Origin of the sequence: Alloalcanivorax marinus (assembly GCF_016785095.1) — a bacterium.
GTDB classification, from domain to species: Bacteria; Pseudomonadota; Gammaproteobacteria; order Pseudomonadales; family Alcanivoracaceae; genus Alloalcanivorax; species Alloalcanivorax marinus_A.
On sequence record NZ_JAEKJB010000008.1, the window covers coordinates 614103 to 630846 of the forward strand.

The window sequence follows — 16744 nt, forward strand, 5'->3', positions numbered from 1 at the left end:
GGGGCGATGATTTGCATTGGCAGGACGCCAGGGTAGTAGTAACTTCGTAGTAATCGGTGATCTATCAGTGAGAATACGGTGATTTTCTGAGTTGCAGCGCTCATAATGGCACCGCTCCGGTTACAAAACAGCCAACACCACCGGATAAGAAGAAGGGGAAACCGCCATGCACCGGATCATGGTCGTCGACGACGAAGACTACATTCTGAAGGCTCTGCGCCGGGTGCTCGCCGACCGCGAGGACTGGGAGGTGGAGACCTATACCGATCCGAACCAGGCCCTTCGCCGGGCCCGCACCACGGTATTCGACGCGGTGATCACCGACTACCGCATGCCGGATCTGGACGGCATCGAACTGCTCCAGGCCCTGCGCGAGATGCAGCCGGACACCATCCGTATCCTGCTCACCGGCGTCATCGACATCGACACCCTGATGTCGGCGATCAACCAGGCCAGCGCGTTTCGCTTTATTCCCAAACCCTGGGAGGACGAGCACCTGATTCAGTGCATCGAGGAGGGCCTGAAATTCCGCGATGTCCTGCTGGAAAACAAGATTCTCGCCCAGACCGTGCGCGACCAGCGCGAAGCCCTGAAGAGCATGGGCTACGACGGCTGATGACAACCACGCCGAGGGGGTAACGGCGCATGGATCTGCTACAGGGGCTCGACGGGCCGTTCGCCAACATGGGCAGCCAGGGATTGTTCCTGGTGTCGTCCACCCTGATCCTTCTGATCATCATCTTCTTTCTGTACAAAACCTACCGGGCATCCATGAACGTGGAGGCCAAGCTGGCGGAATTCTCCTCACTCAGCCAGAGCAGCTTCGGCCGTAAACTGCGGCTGATCGAGGTAAACGCCAACGAATACAAACTCAACAAGAAGGTACTCGGCCCGCTGGCGCGCATCATCGACGAATACTGCGTGCTCACCACCGATACCCGGGGCCAGGTGACCTTCGCCAATGACAGCTTCCTGACCCTGAGCGGCTTTCACTTCCGCGATCTGATCGGCCACCACGAAAGCATTCATCACCCGCTCGACCACCCGGAGCTGAAAAACCATTTCATGCGCTGCGAGCAGGCCCGGCGCGGGGTCTGGAACGGCGAGGTGTGCTGTCGCAAGAAGAACGGCGATCTGTACTGGGTGAATATGTTCCTGTTCCCGCTCTCCTACATCACCGACGAGGACGACGGTTACATCTACTTCGGCACCGACATCACCCAGATCAAGGCGCAGAACAGCGAGTTGATCCAGGCCGTGCGCGACAAGGATCAGAAGATCAACCAGGTCGAGTCCATGCTGCTGCACTCGGAGAAAATGGCCTCCCTGGGCACCATCTCCGCGGGCATCGCCCATGAAATCAACAGCCCGATCGCCTTCGTATCGGCGAACCTGCGCCGCTGCGAGGAATACCTGGCGGGGCTGGCATCGGTGATTCAGGGTCTGCGCCGGCGCATCGACCCGGAGCGCTTCGAGCAGTTCATGCAGGCGGAGAAGAGCCTGAAGCTGAATGTGCGCTCCCTGGAGGTGGTGCTGCGCGACCACCCCGCCCTGATGCGCGAGACCGCCGAGGGCATCGAGCGCATCAAGAAAATCATCAACGACCTCAAGCACTTCTCCTACAACAAACAGGAGGACTACGCACCGGTGGACGTGGCCGGCTGCGTGAACGTGGCGCTCAACCTGGCCGGCCATGAACTGCGGCACCGGGTGCGCGTGAAACAAGCCATCGACCCGGAGCTGCCACGGGTGGTGGGTTCCGAGAGCCAGCTCTCCCAGGTGTTCATGAACCTGCTGGTGAACGCCGCCCAGGCGATCCCGGAAGAAGGCGAGATCGCCATCGAGGCCCACGCCGACGCCCACTGGTACCACCTGACGGTAACCGACAACGGCGTCGGCATCGCCGAGGACCAACTGGCGCAGATCTTCGAGCCATTCTTCACCACCAAACCGATCGGCAAGGGCACCGGCCTGGGGCTGTCCATTTCCCAGGACATCATCCAACGCCATGGCGGCAACCTGAGCGCGCAAAGCACGCCCGGCGAGGGCACCCGCTTCCACATCCGCCTGCCACTGGCGGAACAGGGCAAGGCCCATGCCGCCTGAGATTCGCTATTTCCTGCACGACGGCGACACGGACGCCATCCAGGTACGCCTGACGCTGTCACCGGAGCACCACGGCCTGGTGGTACCCGACGACTATGAAGCACCTCCCTGGGCGCGCCTGGAACACTGCCAGTGCAGTCACTGCCCACTGGACCCGGCCCGCCACCGTGACTGCCCGATCGCCCGTAACCTGGCCTACACCCTGCCCCACCAGGACCTGGGGGAATCGTTCCGCGAGATCGACCTGCGGGTGGAGGATAGCCAACGCGAATATCGCACTCACACCACGGTGCAACGGGCCCTCAGTTCCCTGTTCGGGCTGGTGTGCGCGCTCAGCGACTGCCCGCATACCCGCTTCCTGCGTCCCATGGCCCTGTTTCACCTGCCGGTCAGCACGGAAACCGAAACCCTGGCGCGTACCGTGGGGTTCTATCTGCTGGGCCGCTATCTGGCCACCCGTTCCGGCGAGGAACGAACCCTTGATCTGGACGACCTGAACCGGGCCTACCGCGATCTCGGTGAACTGAATCGCTGCTTCGTGCAGCGTTTCCGCCAGGGCGGTTCCGACGGCCCGATCAACGCCATGATCCTGCTGCATGTTCTCTCCCAGGACGTGAACTGGGAACTCAAGGACCAGCTCGACGCCCTGGCCAACCTGTTCACCGCCGCCACCGGCGACAGCGGCGGGCGAATGCAGTAACGTCCCGAGTCATCGTTTGACTCATACGGGACCATAACAATGAAACTGAACAACGCCGTCGCCCTGATCACCGGCTCCTCTTCCGGCATCGGTGCCGCCACCGCGCGCCTGTTCGCGGAACAGGGCTGCCACGTGGTAATCAACTATAGCCGCAACGAGGACGGCGCCCGCGCCGTGGCCCGGGACTGCGAAGCTCAAGGCGTGCGCGCCCTGATCCACCAGGCCGACGTGGCCGACGATGCCCAGTGCCGTGCCCTGGTGGACGCCACCGTGGCCGAATTCGGCCGTCTCGACGTGCTGGTCAACAACGCCGGCACCACTAAATTCTGCCCGCATCACGACCTGGACGGCCTCGACAAGGACGACTTCCTGCGCCTCTATGAAGTAAACACGGTGGGCGCTTACCAGATGACCCGCGCCGCCACCCCGGCGCTGCGTGCCGCCGGCCTGGCCCACGTGGTCAACATGGCCTCCATCGCCGGGCTGGCCGGGGTCGGCAGTTCCATCGCCTATGCCGCGTCCAAGGGCGCCCTGCTGACCATGACCAAGTCGCTGGCGCGGGTGCTGGGTCCGGAGGTTCGGGTCAATGCCATCTGCCCGGGCTTCGTGCAGGGCGAATGGCTGGAGAAGGGGCTGGGCTCGGAGGCCTACGGCAAGATGCTGGCGAAGACCAAGGCCGGCGCCGCGCTGCACGACGCCGCCTCCCCGGAGACCGTGGCGCAAGCGGTGCTGGGCCTGGTGATCGGCGGCGACCTGAGCACCGGCGAGGCATTGCGCGTGGACGGCGGTGCCCATCTGAAATAGGCGCCGGCCCGGGCGTCAGCGGTGGGGCGCCCGGGCCAGCAGAACCGCCAGCCAGCGAGGACGCCAGGCCAGCATCAGGGCCACCGCCAGCGCGGCGGCGGCCAGCACCATCACCCACACCAGCGACGCCATGGTGGCGTGATCCACTTTCAGGCACAGCAGCAACGCGCTGAGAAGCGCCAGTGCCGCCATGGCGCGTAGCCGCCGGGCGGTGAAAACACCGCGCGACGCGGCCCCCCGTACCTGTTTCCAATGCACGTTCAGAGCCAGCGCCAGCCAGCCCATACCGATCAAACACAGCAACGCCGCCAGCGACAAAAGCAGGGCCTCAGGCATGGGCTGCCTCCTCGTCGGTCAGCGCCACCGGCAGCGGTCGCCGCCGAAGCCCCAGTCGTCGCGCCGCCAGCAACGCGATCACCGCGCCCGTCAGCATGAACAGATCCACACCCGCCACCGGCCAATAGCCGTCACGCAAGGTACGTAGCAAATGGTCGCCGGTGGTGACCCAGTTAAGCAGCACCGCCGTCACCGCCATCACCGCCACGGCCAGGCATTGTTCCCGCCAGGCCGGCGCCAGTCGCGCCCGCGCCACCGGCGCGGTGCGCAGAAAGGCATGCGCCATGGCCAGCAACCAGGCGCCCCAGAAACTGTATTGTTCCCAATCGCCCCGTCCCGGCAGATGGTCGGGCAGCAAACGGTTGGCGACCAACATGGCCAGCGTCGCCACCAGCATGCCGGTGACCGTGGTCACCGCCAGGGCATCCACCACACGGGCACCGGATTCACCGCGTTTGGCGTGTTGACGCTTGCGCTTTTCGACGAAGAACAGAAAACCGGTGGCCAGGCAGACGCACCCCATCAGGCCACCGAACACATACAACCAGCGCAGCATCCAATGGCGGAAATGCTGCAAATGCAGGCCGGTAAGAAATTCGTCCACCCGCTCCACCACCGAGGGTGGCGGGTCCTCGCGCAGCACCTCGCCGGTGGATGCCTTGAAGTGAATACCTTCACCGGTCAACGCAATACGGTCGGTGCCGGCGCGGTAGACGCTCACGTACCCATTGGCGTCATCGACGTATTGCACCGCCAGGAAACCCACCTCGCCGGCCATGTCACGCTCGGCCCAGCGCCGCTGCGCCTCACGCACCATGGCGTCCACGGAGGCCATGGCCGCCGGCTTGCCGGCGCGTTCGTGGGGCAGACCGGTTTCCTCGGCGTCGAGCACCTCGTGCAATTCGTGGAGCGGTTCCAGTTGGGTGTGCGTCACCGGGAAATAGATGCCGGCGAAGATCACCAGCCCGGTGAAGGCAAACATGAAATGAAACGGCAGCGCCACCACGCCGGTCAGGTTATGCAGGTCCAGCAGGCTGCGCTGTTTGCTCTTGCCGGGCCGGAAGGTAAACAGCTCACGAAACAGTTTTCGGTGCATGATCACGCCGGTGACCAGGGCCACCAGCATGACCAGCGCCGCCAGCCCCACGATCCAGTAGCCCAGGTCCATCCAGTGCAGGTTCAGGCTGTAGTGCAGTGGGTAGAAGAAACGGCTGCCGATTTTCAACCGGTCGTCGGGCAAGGCATCACCGCTGCGCGGATCGATGGTGCGGTTGCCCCAGACCAATTCGTCCGGGTTTTTGGCGTTGGGCACCTGATAGCCGGCGAACAGTCCCAGCACCGGGTCCCGGTGGGTGGTGTAGGCGCCCCAGCGAATCGGCGTGTCGAAATGGGCCGGCATCGGGCCGTCGACCCGGCCGCGCATGGCCGCCACGCTCTCCTCGGTGGGCTGCATGCTTTCGAACGCCGGCCTCAGGATTTCATCGAAGGACGGCATGGGCTGTGGCTCGAAACGGGTCTCGGGAATCGCCCAGCGATCAATCTCCCGGTCGAATACGGACAGCGAGCCAAAGAAGAACACCACGATCAACACGAAGCCCAGCAACAACCCGAACCAGGTGTGCACCCAGGCCATGGCGAGGCGGAAGTTCTGCATCATAATCGGACTCCGCTCAGATCAAGGCATGCTGGATCAGGGAAGCCAGCACGCTCATCAACGCCCCGCCGCCGGCCAGTATCAGCCACACCCGCCGCAAATCCGGCGCCGCGAAACTCCACAGAAACACCACCAGATACACCAGAAAAGCCAGCATGGCACACAGGTGCTCGGCATCATGAAACGACATGCCAAGGGCGAACAGACCGGCCACGCCCAATGCCATGGCGCCCCACACAAACAGGTAACCGCCCAACACGGCGGCGGCCACGCGTGAGACAAGATGAAACCGGGAAACGGTGAGACTGGCCATGAGCATCGGACTCGGATTGACAAGGATGTAAATAAAAGCGGCTCGCGAATGGTACCCGATCGCAACCGCGATCCAAAACCAATCAGAAACGCCAGGTAGCGCTCAGATTGACGCTGCGCGGCTCACCCCAGGTATAGGTGCTGTACCAGCTGAAGATGGTGTAGTACTCCTCATCCAGCAGGTTGTTCACATTCAGGGTGGCGGACAGCCTGTCGTTGAAGCGGTAGCGCGCCATGGCGTCCACCACCCAGTAATCGTCCACGGTGTGGCGGGTGGTGCCGGAGGGCGGATAGGTGACATCACCCCAGGTCTTGTCCAGCCAGCGCGCGCCGCCGCCCAGGGTGAGGCCAGCCAGCCGGCCGCTCAGATCATAGGTGGTGAACAGAGTGAACTGATTCTCCGGCGCCAGGGTATCGACTTTCTCGCCGTCGAGCCGCGCCACCTTGTGGGTATAGCCGGCGTGCAGTTCCCAACGATCCGTGAGGCGCCCGCTCAGCTCCAGCTCATAGCCCTTGGTCTCCACCCCGTCCAGCGCCCGGTAGGCGGTGTCGCCACCGGGTGTCAGGCCACCGGTGGCTTCCGCGTAATTATCCTGCTCCAGACGGAAATAGGCGGCGCTGGCGTTCAGCCGGTCGTCAAAGAGCCCCACTTTGACGCCGGCTTCGTAATTGATGCCCTCCACCGGGTCCAGGGTGGTACCACTTTCATCACGCTCGGACTGCGGCTTGAATATACCGGTATAACTGCCGTACACGGCGACCTGGTGGTTAAGGTCGTAGACCAGGCCCAGATAGGGCACCGGCACATCGGATTCTTCCACGTCCTCGCTTTGGTAATTGGCCAGCCGGCCGCCGGTGATCAACGTCAGGTCGTCACGCAGGCTGAAACGCGCCGTGGCGTAGACACCGTTTTCTTCGATGACCTCCCGGTCCTTGCCGTTCAGCTCCCAGTCCGGTTCGGGGATATCACCGCGCCACTCGTAGTAATCCGGCACGGAGCCGGTGTACCCGGCGGGCGCGCCATAGCCCTTGTTGGTCCAAATGCGTTTGCTGACGCTACCGCCGACCACCAGCTCGTGGCGCCGGCCGAACAAATCGAACGGGCCGCTGGCGTATAAATCCGCGGCGTTGCTGCGGGTTTTGCCCACGTACTGGCCAAGCCAGAGCCCCACACCGGAGCCATCGGCCGGGTCCGGGTTTCCGGACGCCGCCGCCCCCAGCGCCGCGTCGTAACCGTTGATCTGATGATTCAACTGCAGCTTGGTCACCCAGTTATTTTCAAAGTAGTGCTCCAGGGTGGCGAAGACCGTCCGGGTGTACTGGTCCCAGTGACTCCAGTCCGCGCCGTTATTGAACGAGCGCGACCGGTCATTAAAGTGCCCCTGGGTATCGTAGATGGGGATGCCGCCCCAGGTTGAGCCCTCCGGCTCGTTGTCCTGGTAGTCGGCGCCCAGGGTGAGCAGCGTATCGGGGAACAGGTCGATTTCCACGACGCCGTAGAACACCGAGGTCTGGCGCTGATAGCGGTCCAAATGGGAGTGACGGTCCTGGTACGCGGCCACGGCTCGGCCGCGCACGCTGCCGCTGTCATTGAGCGGGCCGGACACATCCAGCTCACCGCGATAATTGTCCCAGGAGCCGGCGCCACCGGTCAGGTGGCCCTGAAAATCATAGGTGGGTTTCTTGCGGATCAGATTGAGGGTGGCGCCCGGATCGCCGCTGCCGGTGAGCAGGCCGGTGGCCCCTTTGAGGACCTCCACCCGGTCATAGATGGCCATGTCGCTGAGCGTGTTACCCGCCGAATAGGCGGAATTGCGCGTCATCGGGATACCATCGTATTGGAAATTCTGGATCGCGAAGCCGCGCGCGTAGTACTCGGTCCGTTCGCTGTCGTAGGTCACGATGTTCACACCGGGCGTGTGCGCCATCACTTCGTCGATATTGGTGAGATTGAAATCGTTCATTTCCTGGCGTGTTACCACGCTGAACGATTGCGGGGTTTCCCGGGGAGTGAGCACAAGCCGGGTGGCGGTGGCCATGGCGCCGGTGGTGTAGGAATCGGTGCCCTCCGTGATCTGCCCGAGCTGGTTGGCGGTCACCGCCACCGGCGCCAGCGTGCGGGTCACCGAGTCGGCGTTGTCACGCAACACATAACCGCCATTTTCAAGCCGCTCCGCATAAAGGCCGGTGCCGACGAGCAAAGCATTCAATGCTTCCCGATCGGAAAAATCGCCGCTCAGTCCCGGCGTGGTTTTGCCCGTGGTCTGCTCGCTGCTGTAGGTGAGCAGAATGCCGGCCCGGCTAGCTAGCGCACGCAACGCCGGGGCCAATGGCCCGGCGGCGATTTCATAATGCTCGCGGGCCTCCCGGGCGCTACCCGGATCGGTCTGCGCGCCGACGACCGCCGGGCTCGCCGCGAACAGGGCGAGCAGAACCAGGGCCACGGCGACCCTGGTGCGATGCGGAGGTTGTGTCGTGATCATGCGGTTCCCTCGAATCAGGCAAAAAACAAAGGCTTCATCGAGTAGGTGCCGCGAGAACGAAAATCGGGCAGAAAAATTTCAGGGCGCGCGTGTCACCGTCACCCAGTAGCGGGTGCGCCAATTCACGCTCACGGGAATCACCCTCGGCAGCGTTTCCAGAATCCGGTCCGTGTCATCCAGCGGGAACACCCCGGAGACGCGCAGTCCGGCCAACGAGTCATCGTGGCGCAGCAGCCCTGGCCGGTATCGTTTCAGTTCATCAAGAAATTCATCCAGCGGCATATCGTCGGCCACGATCTGGCCACGCACCCAGCCGGGTTCCGCGGGGGCCACCGTCTCAAGGGTCTCAAGCCCCGCGTCGCTGAACACCGCCGTCTGCCCGGCGCGTACCACCCGGGGAGCCTCGGCTGGCGACCATGAGCGAGCCGCCACCGCGCTCTCGCTCACCACCAACCGGGTGCGACCCTGCTCCTGACGAACGCTGAAGCGGGTACCCAGGGAGCGGAACCGCCCTTGCACGGTATCCACCGTCAGCGGGCGCGGGTCCTCGCCACCCACGGCGTGCGTGGTTACCACCCACACCTCACCGGCCAATAGGCGCAAACGTCGTTGGCCAGCACTGAAATCCACATCCAGGGCGCTGCCGGTGTTGAGCGTTACCCGGGTCCCGTCGGCCAGCGTCCAGGCCTGGCGCTCTCCGATCCGGGTCGCGTAGGTGGCGCTCCATCGGCGCCAGCTTCCGGAATACGCCCCCAACGCTCCGCCGGCACCGACCATCAGCAATGCGCCGAGTACCTTGCGACGCCCCGGTGACGAGGGCCCTTTATCCTCGGACGACAGGGCACGGTACGCGGCGCCGGGAACCATCTCCTGGAACCGGCCGGTAACGGCCTCGATATGCCTCCAGGCCCGGTCGTGATCCGGATGGGCGCGGCGCCAGTGCCGCCAACGTCGCCGGTCCGCTTCATCCACCTGGTCGGACATCAGCAGGGTGAGCCATTCCGCCGCCTGGGATGCCACGGCCTCATCCAACGGTTGGCCCTCGGCCATGGGGCCGACGTGCACGGAATCGGAATCGCTCATGGCTCAGAACGCCAACGCGAACAGGCACTGCCGGTTAGCGCGAGTCAGGTATTGTTTGACCGAGCTGGCCGACACCCCCAACCGCTCGGCGATCTGCGCGTAGCGCAGTCCTTCCAGGTGCGCGAGCAGAAAGGCCTCCCGTACCCTGGCCGGCAGACCATCGAGGGCCTGGTCCACTTGCTGCAACGCCTGCAGTGCCTGCAGCCGCCGCTCCGGCGGCGGCGCCACCTCTTCCGGCAACGTGGCCAGATAATCCAGATAGCTGTTCTCCAGCAACTGGCGGCGGTGTCGGTGGGCGATCAAGCGACGGGCGATGGTGGCCAGAAAAGGACGGGGTTGGCGAATGTCCGACGCGTTGCCGGAATTCATCAGGCTGACAAAGGTGTCCTGAGCCAGATCATCGGCAACGCCGGCATCGCCGAGACGCCGCCGCAGCCAGTGCAGCAGCCAGCCATGGTGCTCGGTATACAGCACCGTGATGCCCTCGTGCCGGGCCAGTTCGGTGGTCGACACATGCCCTCCCAACCCCCCGGCGATAATCATCGACCCGGGGCCCTTACAATAATAAGAATCGTTCTCATTCTATGCACAAGAGCGATCCGGAGCAAGCACACGCCCGGCACGACAGCCGGGTTGTCACCGAATCGTCCAGCATCGGTAAAACAATCATAAACCTTCGCCCTTAGCCTTCCCGGGCGAGGGCGCGACCCCATGCTATGGCGCGTTCCTCACGCGCGCCCGCTTATGGTTCGCGCCGTTTCCGGCCCGCGCCGGTTCCTGAATCGCCAAGGAGAGCTTCATGTCAGCGGTAATCTCACCGTCCGTCGGCCCGGCCCGGCGCGCGCCGGTGTCCGCCCGGGTTCGCCCCGCCGAGAGCGACGGCCCCTTCCAGGGCATCCTGGTGCCGGGGCTGAACGGCAGCGACGAACACCATTGGCAGAGCCGCTGGCGCCAGCACATGCCCTGGCTCCGGCACATCGAACTGGAGGACTGGAGCCAACCGGATCTGGCCCTTTGGCAGGTAGCCCTGGAGCGGGCCCTGGCCCCCTTGTCGGAGCCCGCGGTGCTGATCGGCCACAGTTTCGGCAGCCTGGCCTGCGCCACCTACGCGATGGCGCGGCCGGAACGGGTGGCCGGCCTGCTGCTGGTGGCGCCGGCGTGCCCGGCGCCGCTGTGCATCGACGATCTGGCCGGCCCGCTGCCGGTGCCCGCACGGGTGATCGCCAGCACCACGGACCCCTGGATGGACCTGGAGGACAGCCGGCGGCTGGCCCGCCACTGGGGCGCCGCCTTCCGCAACGGCGGCGACCTGGGGCATATCAACGCCGCCTCCGGTGTCGGCGAATGGCGACAGGGGCTGCAGGATCTGCGCTGGCTACTGACCCAACGCGACGAGCCAAACCGACAGCACGCTTGACCCCCGGGCCACCCCGGGGTTTTATGCTCCCACTATGAATCGATTCGTGCTGCTGTGCCTGTTGGGATGGGTGGCCGGTCTTGGCCTGCTTGCCCAGACCGGCGCCGCCGCCGTGACTGGCACCCTCGCGCACCAGGCCCACCACGCCCCCGCCGCGACGGGCGCGATGATGGCGCCCCGTGCCGACACCCCCTCCCGGGCACCCTCCCACGCCTCGGGCTGCGAGCAACACACCGGTGCCTGCCCCTGCCCACCGGCCTGCCAGTCCGCCAGCCTGCCCTGGAGTGCCTCCCCGCATGGCACGGAGCGCACCGGCCCCGGCACCGCCAGCCCTCTGCCGGACAACCCGCTCGCCGGTTTTTCCTCGCCGCCCTGGCGACCACCGTCCCTGCCTTCCTGATCGCCCGTGATACCGGTCGCGCCATGCGCGGCCTTTAAAAACGCATCAGGAGTTTCGACATGACTTCGAACACCCCGTCCCTGGGGCGACGTCGCTTCGTGCAGGGCCTTGCCCTGGGCGGCGCCGTCCTCGGCCTGGGCTTTTCGCCCCGGCAATTGCTGGCCAGGCAGGGCCAGACCGGCGCCGCCGAACTGAGCGGCACGGATTTCCATCTCACCCTGGACACCGCCTCGGTGAACCTCACCGGCCGCCACCGCCCAGCCACCCTGGTCAACGGCAGCCTGCCGGCGCCCACCCTGCGCTGGCGCGAAGGCGACACCGTCACCCTGGCGGTGACCAACCGCCTGCCGGAGACCAGCTCGATCCACTGGCACGGTCTGTTGCTGCCATTCCAGATGGACGGCGTGCCGGGCCTGTCCTTCGACGGCATTCCCCCCGGCGAGACCTTCACCTACCGCTTCCCGGTGAAACAGAACGGCACCTACTGGTATCACAGCCATTCCGGCTTCCAGGAGCAGACCGGCCTGTACGGCGCCATCATCATTGATCCGGCGGAAACACAGCCGCACCCGGTGGACCGGGACTACGTGATGGTGCTCTCGGACTGGAGCGACGAATCCCCGGACCAGCTTTACGCCACCCTCAAAAAGCTCAGCCACTACTACAATTTCAACGAACGCACGGTATTCGACACATTGCGCGATTTCCGCGAAAAAGGCGTGGCCCGAACGCTCAAGGACCGGCACATGTGGAACACCATGCGCATGAGCCAGAGCGACCTGGCCGATGTCACCGGCTACACCTATACCTACCTGCTCAATGGCCATAGCCCCAACGGCAACTGGACCGGCCTGTTCAAACCTGGCGAGCGGGTTCGCCTGCGCTTTATCAACGCCAGCGCCATGACCTTCTTCGACATCCGTATCCCCGGCCTGGACATGACCGTGGTGGCCATGGACGGCCAGCCGGTGAAGCCGGTGCGCTTTCACGAGTGCCGGCTGGGCGTGGCGGAAACCCTGGACGTGATCGTCACCCCGGAGGAGAAGCAGGCGTTCACCGTATTCGCGCAGAGCATCGACCGCTCCGGCTTCGCCCGCGGCACCCTGACCCCGGACCCGGCCCTGCGCGCCGAGGTGCCGGCCATGGACCCGCCGCCGCTGCTCGGTCACACGGAGATGGGCATGGGCGCCATGGCGGGCATGGGCCACGGCGCCGCGAACCATGGTGGCATAGGCCACGCCGACATGGGGCATGGCGACATGAATGGCGGCGACATGAACGGCATGGCGCACGGGAGCACGGATCACGGCGCCGCGCCGGGCGGGCACGTGCCCCTGGCCAACGTACCCGGCAATCCGGATCTGGCGCCCCGCGCCAACGCCACCGAGCACCTGGACTCCGAGTACGGTCCCGGCGTGGACATGCGCGCCACGGCGCCGGCGGCGTTGCTGGACGATCCGGGCATCGGCCTGCGTGAAAGGCCCTGGAAGGTGCTCACCTACGCGGACCTGGAAACCGCCGGCGGCGCCCCGGACAGCTCCCACCCGGACCGCGAGATCGTGCTGCACCTGACCGGCAACATGGACCGCTACATGTGGAGCTTCAACGGCATCAAGTTCGCCGACGCCGTGCCCCTGGAACTGCGGCACGGCGAGCGCGCCCGCATCACCCTGGTCAACGACACCATGATGACCCATCCGATCCATCTGCATGGCCTGTGGAGCGACCTGGAACTGGGCGACGGACGCCTGCTGCGCAAGCACACCATCACCGTGAAGCCCGGCGAGAAACTCAGCTACCTGGTGCGCGCCGACACTCCCGGTCGCTGGGCCTACCACTGCCATCTGCTGTACCACATGCAGGCGGGCATGTTCCGGGAAGTGCGCGTGGTGGAAGCGGCCGCGCCCGACCACGGCGACCCGCACCACGGCCATCAACACGGGGGGCATCACTGATGAAGACAAAAGCACTGACCCCGGCCCTGGCCGTGGCGGGGCTCGCTCTGTGGAGCGGCGCCCATGGCATGGACATGCGTGAGCCGGCCTTCAGCCGCGTGATCATCGACGAGCTGGAGGCCCGCGACGTGGACGAAGGCACCCTGGCGGTGTGGGAGGCCTCGGCCTGGTACGGCGGCGACATCGACAAACTGTACCTGAGCACCGAAGGCGAGCGGCTCATGGACCAGGGCGGTGAAACCGAGTCGTTCGAAACCCGTTTGGCCTGGAGCCATGCCTTCGCGCCATTCTGGGACTGGCAACTGGGCGCGCGCCGGGACTGGCAGCCGGACGACCCCAACCGGGACTGGGCCAGCATCGGCGTGCAGGGCGTGGCGCCCTACCGGTTCGAAACCGACGTCAACCTGTTCATCGGCGAGGACGGCCTCACCCAGCTGCGCCTGGAGACCGAGTACGAGCTGCTGTTCACCCAGAAGCTGATCCTGGCGCCGGCCCTGGAAATGAACCTGGCCGGCAAGGCGGACGACGAGCTGAACACCGGCGACGGCCTGATGAACCTGGAGGCCGGCCTGCGGCTGCGCTACGAAATCCGCCGGGAGTTCGCGCCCTACATCGGCGTGAACTGGGAGCGGCAATTCGGTGACACCGCGTCGCGCACCCGCGTCGCCGGCGGCGAGGTGGAGGAGACCACCCTGGTGGCCGGCGTGCGACTCTGGTTCTGAGCGGCCATTCAGCCCGCGAACACACGCCCGGCCCGAGGCCGGGCGTGCACCGCCTGCCCCACCGCGAACGGCCAGTGGCCGCCATGGTGGGGCAATTCCACCTGCAGCGACGGCGCGCTTTCTCCCACGCGCACGCTGATGCGTAGCGCCGCGCCCACCTGCGCGACGCTTTCCACGCGACCCGCCACACCGGTCCCGCCCTCGCTTTTCAGCTCGATATCATGGGGACGTATGTAACCAGTCACCGGCCGGGGCTCGCTTTGCCCGAACTCCGGCGCCGCCACCCGCAGCCCATGAAAATCGGCCCAACCAGCGGCGGCCTGACCGCTCAACCGATTGGCGTCGCCAATAAAACCGTACACGAACGGCGTGGCGGGCGAGTTGTAAATCTCCTGGGGCGTGCCCACCTGCTCCACCCTGCCCTGGTTGATCACCACCACCCGGTCCGCTACTTCCAGCGCCTCCTCCTGATCGTGGGTGACGAACACCGAGGTCACGTGCAGTTCGTCATGCAGGCGCCGCAGCCAGGCGCGCAGGTCCTTGCGTACCCGGGCGTCGAGCGCGCCGAAGGGCTCGTCCAGCAGCAGCACCCGGGGCTCCACCGCCAGGGCCCGGGCCAGGGCGATGCGCTGGCGCTGGCCGCCGGAGAGCTGATCCGGGTAGCGGTCCGCCAGCCAGTCCAGTTGCACCAGTTCCAGCAGGCGATGAACGCGGCGGGCGATGTCCCCTTTATCCGGGCGCAGGCGGCGCGGCCGTACCGACAGGCCGAAGGCCACGTTGTCGAACACCGTCATGTGACGGAACAGGGCGTAATGCTGAAACACGAACCCCACGCCCCGCTCTCGCACATGGGTGGCGGTGGCATCCTCGCCGGCCAGCAATACGGCGCCGGTATCGGCGTATTCCAGGCCGGCGATGATGCGCAACAGGGTGGTCTTGCCGCAGCCGGAGGGCCCCAGCAAGGCCACCAGTTCGCCGCTGTTGAAGGTCAGGGATACATCGTCCAGCGCCTGGAAGGCGCCGAACCGTTTGCTCAGGTCGCGGACTTCAATGCTCATGGTTCCTCCTGGCGGGCGGCGGCGCGCAACGACCGCTCACGATCCCGCTGGTGCTTGTATTCCAGGGCCGATTTGGCGATTAGCGTGGCCACCGCGAGCAGCGCCAGCAGCGAGGCACAGGCGAAGGCGGCGGCGAACTCGTATTCGTTGTAGAGAATCTCCACATGCAGCGGCAGGGTGTTGGTCTTGCCGCGTATGTGGCCGGACACCACGCTCACGGCGCCGAATTCACCCATGGCACGGGCGTTGCACAGAATCACCCCGTACAGCAGCCCCCACTTCACCGACGGCAGGGTCACGCGCCAGAACGTCTGCCAGCCGCCGGCGCCCAGGGTCAGCGCCGCTTCCTCGTGGGTGACGCCCTGCTCCTGCATCACCGGGATCAGCTCCCGGGCCACGAACGGAAAGGTCACGAAAACGGTGGCCAGCACGATGCCGGGCACCGCGTAGATGATGTGCAGGCCGTTGTTCTCCAGCCACGGACCCAGCCAGCCCCGGCTGCCGAACAACAGCACATAGATCAGACCGGCGATCACCGGCGACACGGCGAACGGAAGGTCGATCAGGGTGATCATCACTTGCTTGCCACGGAAGCGGAATTTGCTGATCGCCCAGGCGGCGGCCAGACCGAAGATCACATTCAAGGGCACCGCCACGGCGGCCGCGGTGAGCGTGAGCTTGATGGCGTGTCGGGCATCCGGGTTGGACAGAGCCGCCAGATAAACCCGCGCACCCTGGGAGAACGCCTCCCGAAACACCAGGAACAGCGGTACCAGCAGGAACGCCAGCAGAAATACCAGGGCAATGCCGACCAGTAGCCGGCGCAGCCATGGCGCCTCGCTCACCGCGCGCTCGGTAACACGGGAAACATTGATCTCGAGGGTCGCCATATCAGCCTCCTGCCCGTTTCACGGTCCAGAACTGCAGACCGTTGATAAGCAGCAGCAGGACAAAGGAGAACAGCAGCATGACCATGCCCAGGGCGGAGGCGGCGGCGTAGTCGTACTGTTCCAGTTTGCTGTATATCAGCAGCGGCGTGATTTCGGTGCGGAACGGCATGTTGCCGCTGATGAACACCACCGAGCCGTACTCTCCCACCGCCCGGGCGAACGCCAGTGCGAAACCGGTAAGCGCCGCCGGCAGCAATGCCGGGAACAGCACCCGCCGGAAGGTTTGCCAACGGTCGGCGCCAAGGCTTGCCGCCGCCTCCTCCAGTTCACGATCCAGGCCGGCCAGTACCGGCTGCACCGTGCGCACCACGAACGGCAGGCCGATGAAAGTGAGCGCCACGGTGACGCCGATCGGCGTGTAGGCGACCTTCAGGCCCAGCTCCCCAAGTGGCGCGCCGAACCAGCCGTTGCGGCCATATAGCTCGGTGAGCGCGATACCGGCCACCGCCGTGGGCAGCGCGAACGGCAGGTCCACCAGGGCGTCGACGATACGTTTGCCGGGGAAGGCATAGCGCACCAGCACCCAGGCCACCAGCCCCCCGAACAACAGGTTGATCAGCGCTCCGGCGAGGGCGGCGCCGAAGCTGAGCTTGTAGCTGGCCAGCGCCTGTGGATCACTGACCACCCGCCACAGATCGGCGCCACCCAGGGACAGCCCCTTGGCGAACAACGCCGCCAGGGGGATGAACACGATCAGACTGGTGTAGAAGGTCGCGAAGCCCAGGGACAACCCGAAGCCGGGTATGACTCGTTTGGCCATGATT

17 protein-coding genes are annotated in these 16744 nt (G+C 65.4%); 8 read left to right on the forward strand and 9 right to left on the reverse strand.

Annotation, left to right across the window (positions count from 1 at the left end; translation table 11 throughout):
- The first annotated feature begins 166 nt into the window (after nt 1-166).
- Genes JF515_RS09860 through JF515_RS09875 form a run of 4 tightly spaced genes read left to right on the forward strand, consistent with a single transcriptional unit; the run spans nt 167 to nt 3610 of the window.
- Nucleotides 167-616 (forward strand): response regulator, encoded by a 450-nt coding sequence (locus JF515_RS09860; protein ID WP_203103701.1) that lies wholly within the window; start codon nt 167-169, stop codon nt 614-616.
- A 29-nt stretch (nt 617-645) separates the two neighbouring features.
- On the forward strand, nt 646-2106 hold the full coding sequence (locus JF515_RS09865; protein ID WP_203103703.1) for an ATP-binding protein: 1461 nt from the start codon (nt 646-648) through the stop codon (nt 2104-2106).
- On the forward strand, nt 2096-2806 hold the full coding sequence (locus JF515_RS09870; protein ID WP_203103706.1) for a DUF6901 family protein: 711 nt from the start codon (nt 2096-2098) through the stop codon (nt 2804-2806). Before JF515_RS09865 ends, JF515_RS09870 begins: the two co-directional genes overlap by 11 nt.
- 39 nt (nt 2807-2845) lie before the next feature.
- Nucleotides 2846-3610, forward strand: a complete 765-nt coding sequence (locus tag JF515_RS09875; RefSeq protein ID WP_203103708.1) for an SDR family NAD(P)-dependent oxidoreductase — start codon at nt 2846-2848, stop codon at nt 3608-3610.
- A gap of 15 nt (nt 3611-3625) precedes the next feature.
- Here the strand turns inward: JF515_RS09875 and JF515_RS09880 are convergent, their stop codons facing one another.
- From JF515_RS09880 to JF515_RS09905, 6 genes are all read right to left on the reverse strand, one after another.
- Nucleotides 3626-3946 (reverse strand): DUF3325 family protein, encoded by a 321-nt coding sequence (locus JF515_RS09880; protein WP_203103710.1) that lies wholly within the window; start codon nt 3944-3946, stop codon nt 3626-3628.
- The gene (locus JF515_RS09885) at nt 3939-5603 is read right to left on the reverse strand and encodes a PepSY-associated TM helix domain-containing protein (protein WP_203103712.1); all 1665 of its coding nucleotides are present in this window, start codon (nt 5601-5603) and stop codon (nt 3939-3941) included. Before JF515_RS09885 ends, JF515_RS09880 begins: the two co-directional genes overlap by 8 nt.
- A 13-nt stretch (nt 5604-5616) precedes the next feature.
- Nucleotides 5617-5913, reverse strand: coding sequence for an iron uptake protein (locus tag JF515_RS09890; protein WP_203103714.1), 297 nt, complete (start codon nt 5911-5913; stop codon nt 5617-5619).
- 82 nt (nt 5914-5995) lie between these two features.
- The gene (locus JF515_RS09895) at nt 5996-8395 is read right to left on the reverse strand and encodes a TonB-dependent siderophore receptor (RefSeq protein ID WP_203103716.1); all 2400 of its coding nucleotides are present in this window, start codon (nt 8393-8395) and stop codon (nt 5996-5998) included.
- Nucleotides 8396-8473: 78 nt separating this feature from the next.
- Nucleotides 8474-9478 carry a FecR domain-containing protein gene (locus JF515_RS09900; RefSeq protein WP_203103718.1) on the reverse strand — a complete coding sequence of 335 codons (1005 nt, stop codon included), beginning with the start codon at nt 9476-9478 and terminating at the stop codon, nt 8474-8476.
- Nucleotides 9479-9481: 3 nt separating this feature from the next.
- Nucleotides 9482-9991: a sigma-70 family RNA polymerase sigma factor gene (locus JF515_RS09905; RefSeq protein WP_338015196.1), complete on the reverse strand. Its 510-nt coding sequence runs from the start codon at nt 9989-9991 to the stop codon at nt 9482-9484.
- Nucleotides 9992-10277: 286 nt separating this feature from the next.
- On the opposite strand from JF515_RS09905, the gene JF515_RS09910 reads away from it, so the two are divergent.
- The 4 genes from JF515_RS09910 to JF515_RS09925 are packed head-to-tail and all read left to right on the forward strand — an operon-like array spanning nt 10278 to nt 13972.
- Nucleotides 10278-10895: an RBBP9/YdeN family alpha/beta hydrolase gene (locus JF515_RS09910; RefSeq protein WP_203103722.1), complete on the forward strand. Its 618-nt coding sequence runs from the start codon at nt 10278-10280 to the stop codon at nt 10893-10895.
- Between the two features lie 34 nt (nt 10896-10929).
- Nucleotides 10930-11295 carry a hypothetical protein gene (locus JF515_RS09915; RefSeq protein WP_203103724.1) on the forward strand — a complete coding sequence of 122 codons (366 nt, stop codon included), beginning with the start codon at nt 10930-10932 and terminating at the stop codon, nt 11293-11295.
- A 59-nt stretch (nt 11296-11354) separates the two neighbouring features.
- The gene (locus JF515_RS09920; RefSeq protein ID WP_203103726.1) at nt 11355-13250 is read left to right on the forward strand and encodes a copper resistance system multicopper oxidase; all 1896 of its coding nucleotides are present in this window, start codon (nt 11355-11357) and stop codon (nt 13248-13250) included.
- The gene (locus JF515_RS09925; RefSeq protein WP_203103728.1) at nt 13250-13972 is read left to right on the forward strand and encodes a copper resistance protein B; all 723 of its coding nucleotides are present in this window, start codon (nt 13250-13252) and stop codon (nt 13970-13972) included. Before JF515_RS09920 ends, JF515_RS09925 begins: the two co-directional genes overlap by 1 nt.
- 8 nt (nt 13973-13980) lie before the next feature.
- On the opposite strand, the gene JF515_RS09930 is transcribed toward JF515_RS09925, so the two are convergent.
- From JF515_RS09930 to cysT, 3 genes are read right to left on the reverse strand one after another with little or no spacing between them, the layout of a single operon-like run.
- Nucleotides 13981-15030, reverse strand: coding sequence for a sulfate/molybdate ABC transporter ATP-binding protein (locus JF515_RS09930; protein ID WP_203103730.1), 1050 nt, complete (start codon nt 15028-15030; stop codon nt 13981-13983).
- The gene (gene cysW, locus JF515_RS09935; RefSeq protein WP_203103732.1) at nt 15027-15920 is read right to left on the reverse strand and encodes a sulfate ABC transporter permease subunit CysW; all 894 of its coding nucleotides are present in this window, start codon (nt 15918-15920) and stop codon (nt 15027-15029) included. Before cysW ends, JF515_RS09930 begins: the two co-directional genes overlap by 4 nt.
- A gap of 1 nt (nt 15921) precedes the next feature.
- Nucleotides 15922-16740, reverse strand: a complete 819-nt coding sequence (gene cysT / locus JF515_RS09940) for a sulfate ABC transporter permease subunit CysT (protein ID WP_203103734.1) — start codon at nt 16738-16740, stop codon at nt 15922-15924.
- Nucleotides 16741-16744 lie beyond the last annotated feature (4 nt).